The organism is Streptomyces ipomoeae 91-03 (assembly GCF_000317595.1).
GTDB classification, from domain to species: Bacteria; Actinomycetota; Actinomycetes; order Streptomycetales; family Streptomycetaceae; genus Streptomyces; species Streptomyces ipomoeae.
Genome location: NZ_AEJC01000459.1, coordinates 1 through 10,952 on the forward strand (window position 1 = coordinate 1; position 10,952 = coordinate 10,952).

General features: G+C 69.6%; 8 protein-coding genes and 1 riboswitch. Of the genes, 5 read left to right on the top strand and 3 right to left on the bottom strand.

The features are described from left to right. Positions 1-231: 231 nt before the first annotated feature. Positions 232-1,614 carry a fumarylacetoacetase gene (fahA, locus tag STRIP9103_RS30105; RefSeq protein ID WP_009326744.1) on the bottom strand — a complete coding sequence of 461 codons (1,383 nt, stop codon included), beginning with the start codon at positions 1,612-1,614 and terminating at the stop codon, positions 232-234. 229 nt (positions 1,615-1,843) lie between these two features. Here fahA and STRIP9103_RS30110 point away from each other — a divergent pair, with 229 nt between their 5' ends. The 3 genes from STRIP9103_RS30110 (at position 1,844) to STRIP9103_RS30120 (ending at position 5,446) form a co-directional block, all read left to right on the top strand. Then, positions 1,844-3,103 carry a carboxylate--amine ligase gene (locus STRIP9103_RS30110; protein WP_009326747.1) on the top strand — a complete coding sequence of 420 codons (1,260 nt, stop codon included), beginning with the start codon at positions 1,844-1,846 and terminating at the stop codon, positions 3,101-3,103. A gap of 62 nt (positions 3,104-3,165) precedes the next feature. Next, positions 3,166-4,368 (top strand): NAD(P)-binding domain-containing protein, encoded by a 1,203-nt coding sequence (locus STRIP9103_RS30115; protein WP_009326745.1) that lies wholly within the window; start codon positions 3,166-3,168, stop codon positions 4,366-4,368. A gap of 271 nt (positions 4,369-4,639) precedes the next feature. Next, positions 4,640-5,446: a Cof-type HAD-IIB family hydrolase gene (locus STRIP9103_RS30120; RefSeq protein ID WP_009326748.1), complete on the top strand. Its 807-nt coding sequence runs from the start codon at positions 4,640-4,642 to the stop codon at positions 5,444-5,446. 84 nt (positions 5,447-5,530) lie between these two features. Here STRIP9103_RS30120 and STRIP9103_RS47255 read toward each other — a convergent pair. Together STRIP9103_RS47255 and STRIP9103_RS30135 are read right to left on the bottom strand one after the other, a co-directional pair. Beyond that, positions 5,531-6,405 (bottom strand): IS5 family transposase gene (locus STRIP9103_RS47255; RefSeq protein ID WP_374005668.1). Its coding sequence is split into 2 segments (ribosomal slippage): positions 5,531-6,013 and positions 6,016-6,405, totalling 873 coding nucleotides; the frame shifts between segments, so codons are not numbered across the junction. 44 nt (positions 6,406-6,449) lie between these two features. After that, positions 6,450-7,334 (bottom strand): LysM peptidoglycan-binding domain-containing protein, encoded by an 885-nt coding sequence (locus tag STRIP9103_RS30135; protein ID WP_009326746.1) that lies wholly within the window; start codon positions 7,332-7,334, stop codon positions 6,450-6,452. A gap of 2 nt (positions 7,335-7,336) precedes the next feature. Beyond that, positions 7,337-7,527, bottom strand: a riboswitch (cyclic di-AMP (ydaO/yuaA leader). Positions 7,528-8,211: 684 nt separating this feature from the next. Here STRIP9103_RS30135 and STRIP9103_RS30140 point away from each other — a divergent pair. Both STRIP9103_RS30140 and STRIP9103_RS30145 read left to right on the top strand, forming a co-directional pair. Continuing rightward, entirely contained in the window at positions 8,212-9,222 is a 1,011-nt protein-coding gene (locus tag STRIP9103_RS30140) for a polyprenyl synthetase family protein (protein ID WP_009326749.1), read from the top strand. A gap of 370 nt (positions 9,223-9,592) precedes the next feature. Further along, complete coding sequence (locus STRIP9103_RS30145; protein WP_009326743.1) at positions 9,593-10,924, top strand: LolA family protein; 1,332 nt, start codon at positions 9,593-9,595, stop codon at positions 10,922-10,924. Positions 10,925-10,952 lie beyond the last annotated feature (28 nt).

Sequence of the window (10,952 nt, forward strand, 5' to 3'; positions counted from 1 at the left end):
GACCCACCCACGCACCCCCAGGCGCACCCCCGCCCAACCGCCGGAGGCACCCCGCACCTGGCGACGCGCTGACACACCGGCACAGCCCCGACCCACCACCCACCCGCACGCGGAGAGCGGCGCAGCCGCTACTCAAAGGGGCGCGAGGCTGTGACATATGCGGCTCCGCCGCGCGGGCGCGACCAGCCGCAACCCACCCGCACACGCCACACCCCAGAACCCCCCGAGCCCTCAGGCGCCCCCCGGCCAAGTCGCCGGTGTCACTCTGCCGGTTACCTCTCCCAAGCCCACCTTCACGCCCCCCGGGCCAGGCGCCCAGGCCGTGATCGTCGCCTCGTCGCCGTCTTCCAGGAATGTGCGTTTGCCGGTGGGGAGGTTCAGGGGGTCGCGGGCGTTCCAGGTGAGTTCCAGCAGGGAGCCGCGTTGGTCGGAGGCCGGACCGCTGACCGTGCCGGAGCCGTAGAGGTCGCCGGTGCGGAGGGAGGCGCCGTTCACCGTCATGTGGGCGAGTTGCTGGGCGCCGGTCCAGTACATCGTGGCGAAGGGAGGTTCGGAGACGACGTGGCCGTTGATCGCGACCGTGAGGCGGAGGTCGTAGCCGCCGGGGTCCTCGGCCGAGTCGTCCAGGTACGGCAGCGGATCGTGCGTGCGCTTCGGAGGTTTCACCCGTGCCTCCTCCAACGCGTCCAGCGGTGTGATCCACGCCGACACCGACGTCGCGAAGGACTTGCCGAGGAAGGGGCCGAGCGGGACGTACTCCCAGGCCTGGAGATCGCGGGCGGACCAGTCGTTGAGGAGGCAGAGACCGAAGACGTGGTCGCGGAAGTCGCCGAGCCCGACAGGGTGCCCCATCGGCGACGGCACCCCGACCACGAAACCGACCTCCGCTTCGATGTCCAGGCGGGTGGAGGGGCCGAAGACGGGCGCCGGGTCGCTCGGGGATTTGCGCTGGCCGCAGGGCCGTACCACCTCCGTGCCGGAGACCACAACGGTGCCGGATCGGCCGTGGTAACCGATGGGCAGATGCTTCCAGTTGGGGGTCAGCGGGTCTGGTGAGTCGGGGCGGAAGATCTGGCCGACGTTCCGGGCGTGGTTCTCGGAGGAGTAGAAGTCGACGTAGTCGGCGACCTCGAAGGGGAGGTGGAGGGTGACGGAGGAGAGAGCGTGGAAGTGCGGGGCGATCGTTTCGCGGTGGGAGGGGACCGTCAGCCAGGCCGTCAGGGCACGGCGGATGTCCGACCAGGCGGTGCGGCCCGCGGCGAGAAGGGGGTTGAGGGTGGGGTGGGCGAGGAGGGTGGCGTAGGGGGAGCCGAGGGCCCGGGCCGCCGCGCCCGCGTCCAGGACGTGGTCGCCGAGACGGACGCCCACCGTACGGGTCTCGGAGCCGACGGGCGAGAAGACCCCGTAGGGGAGATTGTGCGGCCCGAAGGGATGACCTTCAGGGATGTCGAAGGGATCACCTGCGGTGGCGTCGAAACGGCCGCGGCCTTCGGGGGCGTTGAAGGAACCGCCCTCGGAGACATCGGAGACATCGGAGACATCAGAGATGTTGGAAACATCGGAAACATCGGAAACGTCGGAGGGGTCGCCCTCGGGGACATCGATGGGGGGCATCGGGTGCTGCCTCGCTCTCGTGGCGTGATCGTGGTGTGCCGCCGTTCCGTCTGGTCGCGGCACAGGTTACGGGGGCGTGAAGGGGATGGGGAGTGTCTAAAGAGTTCGTAATGTCCTGATAGGGGAGGGTCAGAAGGAGATATTCCGGCTTAGCGTCCTCTGGGGTACGCGGACGGGGTGGGTCCGCGTCCGGTAGGGGGGACACGTGGGGGGACCCGTGGCCAGGGGTATGAGGGGTGCGCCGATTCATGCGGATCGGGGTGTTCCGGGACTCGTCGTGAAGTTCGGTGACTATCCGCTGCACCACGGCGGGGTCGGGGCCATCCGCAGCCTGGGCCGGCTGGGTGTGCCCATGTACGCGATAACGGAGGACCGCTGCACCCCGGCCGCCGTCTCGCGCTATCTGCGGCGGGCGTTCGTATGGCCGACCAGGGGGACCGAGGAGCCCGAGCGGCTGGTGGACGGGCTGCTGCGGATCGGGGAGGAGATCGCGCGGGAGACCGGGCGGTCGGCCGTACTCATCCCCACCGATGAGGAAGCCGCGGTGCTCATCGCCGAACACCAGGGGGAGCTGGGCGGGCGGTTCCTCTTTCCGCGGGTCGATGCCAAGCTGCCCCGGCGGCTCGCCAGCAAGCAGGGGCTCCATGAGCTGTGCGTCGAACACGGGGTGCCCAGCCCGGCGGCGGCCTTCCCGCAGTCGTACGAGGATGTCGAGCGGTTCGCCGAACAGGCGCGCTTCCCGGTGGTGGCCAAGAACCGGGAGGCCTTCGAACGGCGTCGGCAGCCCGCGGTGAACGGGACCACGAGGATCGGTGACCGCGAGGGGCTGCTGCGGCTCGCCCGGGGGTGGGGCGAGCGGCCGGGGGTCATCCTTCAGGAGTATCTGCCCCGGGAGGACGCCGAGGACTGGATCGTGCACGCGTACTTCGACGCGGACTCCACCCCGCTCGCGATGTTCACCGGGGTGAAGGTGCGGTCGTGGCCCCCGCACGCGGGGATGACGGCCAACGCGTACATCGTCGACAATCCGGAACTCGCCGATGCCGCCGCGCGTTTCATCAAGCAGATCGGGTTCAGCGGCATCATCGATCTGGATCTGCGGTTCGACCGGCGGGACGGGCGGTACAAGCTGCTCGACTTCAACCCCCGGATGGGCGCACAGTTCCGGCTCTTCGAGAACGAGGCGGGCGTCGATGTCGTACGCGCCATGCACCTCGATCTGACCGGGCGTTCGGTGCCGGAGGGGGAGCAGCTCACCGGGCGCCGGTACATCGTGGAGAACATCGATCTGCCGGCTCTGCTCGCCTATCGGCGCAGTGGGTATACGACGCCGCACGCGCCCGCGCGGGCGAGCGGTACGGAACTGGCGTGGTTCGCGACCGACGACCCGCTGCCGTTCCTCACGATGCTCGCGCGCTTCATACGACCGGGCGCGAAGCATCTTTACCAGATGTGGCGGTCCCACCGGGCCAATCACACCCACAAATAGGGCTCGCACGAACGAGTGGGGCTCACACGAAGTAGGCACGTCGCGTCCTGGGGAGGGACTTCGTGATTCAACCGGTAGCAGTCATCGGCGCCGGGCCGTTCGGTCTGTCCACCGCCGCCCATCTGCGGGCGCACGGCATTCCCGTCCGTGTGTTCGGTGAACCCATGGTGAGCTGGCGGGACAACATGCCCGCCGGGATGCTCCTGAAGTCGACCCCGGTCGCCTCGAACATCGACGCCCCACAGCGGGGCAACACCCTGCGCGACTACTGCGACGCGGCGGGGATCAGGCGGCTGGTCACCGACGAGGACATCATCCCGGTGGAGACGTTCATCTCCTACGGGGAGTGGTTCCAGGAGCGGCTCGTACCCGAACTGGAGCGGGTGCGGGTCGTGTCCGTGGACCGGAGCAAGGGGGGCGGCTTCGAGCTGAAGCTGGACTCGGGGGAGTTGTTCGCGGCGCGGGCCGTGGTCGTGGCGAGCGGACTGTTCGGGCTCGCCCATCTGCCGGCCGAACTGGCGGGGGCGGCCGTGGACGGGCCCGCCCCCACGGGGCCCGTCTCGCACAGCTCCCAGCACCCTGACCTCCGGCGGTTCGCCGACAAGGAGCTGATCGTCGTCGGAGCCGGCCAGTCCGCCCTGGAGACGGCGGTATTGGCGGCCGAGGCGGGCGCACGGGTGCGGGTGGTCGCGCGCGGGCGCGGGGCCGTTGCGTTTGGCGCGCCCCCGTGGAAGCAGCCCCGGCTGCGCCCCGAGTCGCCGTTCGGACGGGCTTGGTCGCTGTGGGCGCTCAGCTATTACCCGCATCCGTACCGGTACCTGCCCGCCCGTGCACGCCACTACTTGGTCCACCGGGTGCTCGGGCCGCTCGGCGCGTGGTGGTTGCGTGAGCGGTTCGAGGGGCGGGTGGAAGTGCGGGAAGTCGCGCGGGTCGTGAGGGCGGGCGCCGTCGACGGTCGGCCGCTGTTGGCCGTGCAGGGGCATGACGGCCGTATCGAGGAGCTGAGTGCCGATCACGTCATCGCCGCGACCGGATATCGCGTCGATCTCGGGGCGATGGGGTTCCTCGGGCATGAGCTCCGTACGGAGTTGGCGGTGAGTCGGGGTACGCCGGTGCTCGGGGCCGGGTTTCGGTCGTCGATCCCCGGGGTCTACTTCACGGGGTTGCCCGCGGCGGGGTCGTATGGGCCCGTCATGCGGTTCGTGTGCGGGACGGAGTTCGCCTCGCCACGGTTGGCTCGGCATCTGGCTGCGGCGCATGGGTGAGTGGGGGCGGGAGCCTAATGGCTGGGGGGCTGTGATTCGGCGGGTGCGGGTGCGGGCGCGTCGTGGTTGTTCGCGCCCGCGCGGCGGAGCCGCATATGTCACAGCCCCGCGCCCCTCAATGGACGCGGCCCCTGCCCCAGCTGCCAACGGCTCTCTGAACTGTCGTTCGGTAAAGGAGGGTTGACGTACGGGCCCTCTGTTGCCGTCGGGACACCCGGCCTCGTCCGGTTCGGGTCGAACCGATGGGGCGCGGCATCCGTATTCTCTGATCATGGCCGCTCCCACCGCATATTCACTCATCGCCACTGACCTGGACGGAACGCTCCTGCGCAGTGACGACACGCTCTCCGACCGGTCCCTCGCCGCGCTGGCGCGGGCCACGGGGGCCGGTGCTCAGCACCTCGTGGTGACGGGACGGCCGGCGCCGAGAGTGCGCCCGCTGCTCGACGACCTCGGGAGCAGGGGGCTCGCGGTGTGCGGACAGGGCGCGCAGTTGTACGACGTCGGCGCGGACCGGCTGCTCTGGTCCGTCACCCTGGATCGCGAGCTCGCCGAGACCGCGCTCGGCAAGATCGAGGCCGAGGTCGGACAGGTGTACGCGGCCGTCGACCAGGACGGGGTCGACGGCCTCACCCTGATCGAGCCCGGCTACCTCATGCCGCATCCGACCCTGCCCGCCGTACGCGTGCCGCGCCGGGACGACCTGTGGTGCGAGCCCATCAGCAAGGTGCTGCTGCGCCATCCCCATCTGTCCGACGACGAGTTGGCCTCGGCGGCGCGCATGGCGGTCGGTTCGCTGGCGACGGTCACCATGTCGGGGCCCGGCACCGTCGAACTCCAGCCGTGCGGCATCACCAAGGCGACGGGCCTCGCCCTGGCCGCCGAGCATCTCGGACTGACTCCGGCCGAGACCATCGCCTTCGGCGACATGCCCAACGACATCCCCATGTTCGACTGGGCCGCCCGCGGGGTCGCCATGGCCAACGCCCACCCCGAACTCAAGGCCGTCGCCGACGAGGTGACCCTCTCGAACGAGGACGACGGCATCGCGGTGGTCCTTGAACGGCTGTTCCCCTGAGCGACGGACTCAGGGGAACCGAAGGGGCGGACGAGCCCGGGGCCGGACGAGCCGAGGGACTAGGGTGCGTTTTGAAAGTGCTGGTCACAGCCACTCGTTGATGGCTGCGACCAGCACGGTCGCCTCGTAGCGAACTGCCAACTTGTCGTATCTCGTGGCGACAGCGCGGTGCCGCTTGAGGCGATTGATTCCGCACTCGACCGCGTGGCGCTCCTTGTAGTCGGCCTTGTCGAACTTAGGTGGCCGGCCGCCGTGGGAGCCGCGGTTCTTGCGGTTGGCGATCTGGTCGCGCTTCTCCGGGATCGTGCAGCGGATACCGCGCTTGCGCAGGTAGGCACGGTTCGCGCGGGAGCCGTACGCCTTGTCGGCACGCACCTTGTCCGGCCGGGTGCGCGGGCGGCCCGACCCGAGCCGGGGCACCCGGATGCGGCCCAAGACCACCTGGAACTGCGGGGAATCACCGCGCTGTCCTGCCGTGATGACCAGCGACATCGGTTTCTGGGCCTGCTCGACCGCCAGGTGGAGCTTGGTTGTCAGCCCGCCCCGGGAGCGTCCGAGCCCGTGGTCGTCGGGCTCGATGAACACACCGCCTGGCGGCTCGATCTGCAGATCCCCTTTTTGCGGGCGCCGGCCGCATGCTGGTGGGCGCGGGCGATGGTCGAGTCCACCGAGACGTCCCAGGTGATCAGTCCCTCGGCGTCGGCCTGGGCCTGCAGCTGTTCGAAGATGCGGTGCCAGGTGCCGTCCCGCTGCCAGCGGCGGAACAGGCCGTAGACCGTCTCCCACGGGCCATAGCGCTCGGGCACGTCCCGCCAGGGAGCACCGGCGCGGGTGCGCCACCGTATGCCGTCTATCAGTTGCCGCTTGGTGTGCACCGGTGGCCGTCCAGGCTTCTTGCCGACCGGGAGCAGGGGCTCCAGCTTCGCCCACTGTGTATTCGTCAGATCATGCCGCCCCACGAAGTGGGATCTTGACACATCAAGATCCACATATGAAACGCACCCTAGTAGGCGCCGAACACGTTGTCGATCGAGCCGTACCTCGCGGCGGCGTAGTTGCACGCCGCCGTGATGTTCGCGACCGGGTCGTAGGGGTCGTCCGCGGTGCCCGGCACGTGGTACGCGGCGAACGTCGGGTCGATGACCTGGAGCAGGCCCTTCGACGGTGTGCCCGCCGCGGCGTTCGAGTCCCAGTTGTTGATGGCCCGCGGGTTGCCCGACGACTCGCGCATGATGTTGCGGTAAATCCCGTCGTATGACCCGGGGATTCCGTTTTGCGCCATGATGTCCAGCGACTCGCGGATCCAGCCGTCGAGGTCGTTGGTGTACGTCTTCGTCGAGGCCTGGGTGGCCGTGACAGCGGAGGTCGTGTCCACCGAGGCCGTGTCGACTGAGGCCGTGTCGACTGAGGGTGTGTCCACCGAGGGCGTGGATGCCGTGGACGTCATGGACGCCGTGGTTGCCGTGGTTGCCGTGGATGTCTTCGGCGTCGTGGATGTCGTGGACGCCGTGGATGTCTTGGGCGTCTTCGTCGCCCTCAGCTTCAGCTTCAGGCCCGGGTGGATCAGAGCCGGGTTGCTGCCGATGGCCCGGCGGTTGTCCTTGTAGAGCCGGTGCCAGCCGCCGCTCGTGCCGTGCTTGCGCGCGATCGAGGAGAGCGTGTCGCCGGAGACCACGGTGTACGTAAGGAACTTGGACTGCAGGGCGGTCGGCGCGGACTGCGGGGCGGCCTGTGCGGAGGTGACGGCGGACTGGGCGGACTGGGCGGCGCTCGCGGTCGTGGCGACGGTGAGCGGCAGGGCGAGTGCGGCCCCGCCCGTGCCGGCGGCGACCATGCCGCGCGTGAACGGATTGGTTTTGGGGCGACGGTGTTTGCCTCGTCCGGGCATGGTGAATTCCTCTCCAGCGCCTGCGAGGTGAGCTGTCGGGTTCGGGCTGGAGATGCCCGGCCGCGCGCGTCGTCCGGCGTTCGCCGGTGACTGTGCGCGGCTTCACCCCTAGCCGGTCCGTTGGGGAAGGACGGACCGGGCGGCTTACCTGGGTCCCCCGCTCCTGCCATGCGTGGATGAGTGGTGATGGGTGGGGAGTCCGGTCGGCGGCAGGATTCGGCGGACCGTCCGGACGGGGTGTGAACGTATGCGAGAGCACACGATGGGAACAAGTCCCTGCTTGTCGGGTTGGCGTAGTTGACCTTGATTTTGTCGCGAATGTGCTCCGCTTCGGAGTCGGATTCGGTGCTCAACTTGCCTTCTGCAAAGGGAATGTCGAGGGGAGGGGGTGGGGTGGGGTTCTGAGGGGCGCGTGACTCAACTCACGGGAGGAGTCGGGTGAAGCGTGGGTATGCCGCAAATCGGTCAACTCGGGCTATGGGGAGAGCGCCTAGTGACTGTGGGAGGAGCGCCCAGTGGCTCGGGGGCGCGTGTGGTTTTGCGGCTGCGGGTGGTACGTGGCTGGTCGCGCCCACGTGGCGCAGCCCTGCTCCTTGCTCAGCTGTGGGCAGTCGTGCCGCTGGGGCGACGGGGGAGGGCGGGCGCGGCGGCACCCTGCGAGCGCCGCCAGGCGAAACCCCGGCCCGGCCGGCCCCCGCGCCGGGTGCCTTTGCGGGGGGTGGCGCGGCCGAACGCCGTAGGCCCTCGGTGGTGATCGAAAGGTGACCGGATACGCTGACTCGGGTGATGGCAGCGACAGATCGACAAACTATGTCATCGACCGTGAGACCGACCCAGTAGACCGACCGTGTGACCGTCAGCAGACAGGAGAACCCTCGTGACCGTCGTCGAGCCGTTTGGGCTGAGCGCGCGGGACCAGGCTCTCGAAGCCGATGTCCAGGCCGGACTGGCTGCCGTCGAAGAGGGTCTGCTCGAGGCGACCAAGAGCGAGGTCCCCTCCATCCAGGAGGCCGCCCAGCATCTGCTGCGGGCCGGCGGGAAGCGGTTCCGGCCGTTGCTGGTGATGCTCGCGGCGCAGTTCGGTGACCCGTACGCGCCGGGGGTCGTGCCCTCGGCGGTGGTGGTCGAGCTGACGCATCTCGCCACGCTGTACCACGACGACGTGATGGACGAGGCCGACGTACGGCGCGGAGTGCCCAGCGTCAACGCCCGCTGGGGCAACTCGCTGGCCGTCCTCACCGGTGACTTCCTCTTCGCCCGGGCCTCGCAGGTCCTCTCCGACCTCGGCCCCGACGCCGTACGCGTCCAGGCGGAGGCGTTCGAGCGGCTGGTCACCGGGCAGATCCTGGAGACGGTCGGGCCGCGTGACGGGAAGGACCCGATCGACCACTACCTCGATGTGCTGGGCGGCAAGACCGGGTCGCTGGTGGCCGTGGCCGGGCGGCTCGGCGCGATGATGTCGGGCGCCGACGAGACCGTGGTCGATGTGCTCACCCAGTACGGGGAGCGGCTCGGGGTCGCCTTCCAGCTCGCCGACGACGTGCTCGACATCGCCTCCGACTCCCACGAGTCCGGCAAGACGCCGGGGACGGATCTCCGTGAGGGCGTGCCGACCATGCCGGTGCTGCGGCTGCGGGAGCGGGCCGGGCGGCTGGGGGAGCCCGAGGACATCGCCCTCTGTGAGCTGCTCGACTCCGACCTGACCGACGACGCGCGGCACGCGGAGGCGCTGGCCCGGCTCCGGGTGCATCCCGCACTGGAACAGGCTCGGCGGGACACCGTGCGGTACGCGGAGGAGGCGCGAGCGGTGTTGGCGCCGCTGCGGGAGTGTGGGGCGAAGGCCGCGCTGGTCGAGCTGTGCGACGCGGTGGTGCACCGGGCGGGCTGACCCCGGTGCAGGAAGACCGACGGCGGCGGCTGCGGCTGCGGCTGCGCCCAGCGTGACGTCTCGGTCGTGCTCGGCGGCGACTCGCGCACTCCGTCGGCGGTGCCGTACAAGGCCGTACAAGGCTGAACACGTGTTCCTCAACCACTAGGTGATTGGTCCTCAGCGGCGGCGCCTCCTCCCCGGAACCCCTACGGGTTGGTTGGAGGCGTCGCCCCTCCGTGTCATCCCGTAGCAGTACGTCGAGTTGAGTCCCGAGTCTGACGACTCCCACTGGCCGATTTGGTCAGATGGGTATCACCACTCCTCACCGATTCGGGTGAGAATGGCGGCTCAAGGGGAGGCCGCCGCCGACGACGGAGGTAAGGCACACATGGCACCGTACGAAACCGACGACAGCGCCCGACCCGGTGACGCGGCCGTGCTCGCGGCCGAGGCCGAGGAGGCGCGTGCGACGCGGCGGCGGAAGGCCGCTCGGTATGTCGTCCCGGTCACCGTGGTGGGCCTGGCGGCGGCGACCATCGGGCTCGTCCCGGCCTTCGCCGGCTCAGGTGACCCCGATCTGCCGAAGATCAGCGCACAGGAACTCATCGAGAAGATCGCCGCGTCGGACGTACAGCAGGTGTCCGGCACGGTGAAGATCACCACCGATCTGGGGCTGCCCGACCTGGGCGGGCTGGCCGGAAGCCTCGGTTCGCAGGCGCCCTCCGGGGGCTCGGGTGACGGCGGATCGGCCGCCGACCCCTCCGCCAAGCTGCTCGAACTCGCCACCGGCACGCACACGTTGCGCGTCGCCACCGATGGCCCCGACAAGCAGAAGCTGTCGCTGCTGGAGAAGGCCGCCGAGTACAGCGTCATCCACAACGGTGACGACGTGTGGGCGTACGACAGCGCCTCGAACGAGGTGTACCACGCGACCGGCGGCGACGAGGGCAAGGGCGGCGAGGCCCGCAAGGACGCTCCCGACGCTTCCGAGGACGTGCCGGCCACGCCTCAGCAGCTCGCCGAGGAAGCGCTGAAGGCCGTCGACGACACCACGTCCGTGACCGTCGACGGGACCATGCGGGTCGCCGGGCGGGACGCGTACAAGCTGCTGATAGAGCCGAAGCAGTCCGGTTCGACGGTCGGGGCGATCACCGTCGCCGTGGACTCGAAGACGGGGCTGCCGCTGAAGTTCACGCTCACCCCGGCGAGCGGTGGCGCGGCCGTCGTGGACGCGGGCTTCACCCAGGTCGACTTCGGCAAGCCGAGCGCCTCCACGTTCGACTTCACTCCGCCGAAGGGCGCGAAGGTCACCGAGGCCGACGAGATGGAGGAGTCCGGCCACCACGATTCCATGGTCGGCGAGGGCGGGGCGTCCAAGGAGGCCCAGGAGTTCAAGGACTCCGAGGGCTCCGAGGGCTCCGAGGAGGAGTTCGCGAGCGGGCTCGACGGGCTGAAGACCATCGGCAAGGGCTGGAGCACCATCGCCGAGTTCGACACGGGTGCCGAGGGCGGCATGCCCGGCGGTTCCGACAGCTCCTCGGGCAACAGCCAGGTCGACGGTTTCCTGAACTCCCTCGGCGACCAGGTCAAGGGTGACTTCGGCTCCGGTACGGTCTTCAAGACCCGGCTGATCAACGTCCTCTTCACCGAGGACGGCAAGGTCTACGCCGGTGCCGTCACGAAGGACGCGCTGGTGAAGGCGGCGAACGCGGCCAAGTAGCGACACCGCAGCGACACCTGGCCGGCGG

What these genes read in the sequence shown, in the direction of transcription:
- fahA (WP_009326744.1), bottom strand. Translation starts at nt 1,614, where the DNA reads ATGCCCCCCATCGATGTCCCCGAGGGCGACCCCTCCGACGTTTCCGAT.
- STRIP9103_RS30110 (WP_009326747.1), top strand. Translation starts at nt 1,844, where the DNA reads ATGAGGGGTGCGCCGATTCATGCGGATCGGGGTGTTCCGGGACTCGTC.
- STRIP9103_RS30120 (WP_009326748.1), top strand. Translation starts at nt 4,640, where the DNA reads ATGGCCGCTCCCACCGCATATTCACTCATCGCCACTGACCTGGACGGA.
- STRIP9103_RS30135 (WP_009326746.1), bottom strand. Translation starts at nt 7,334, where the DNA reads ATGCCCGGACGAGGCAAACACCGTCGCCCCAAAACCAATCCGTTCACG.
- STRIP9103_RS30145 (WP_009326743.1), top strand. Translation starts at nt 9,593, where the DNA reads ATGGCACCGTACGAAACCGACGACAGCGCCCGACCCGGTGACGCGGCC.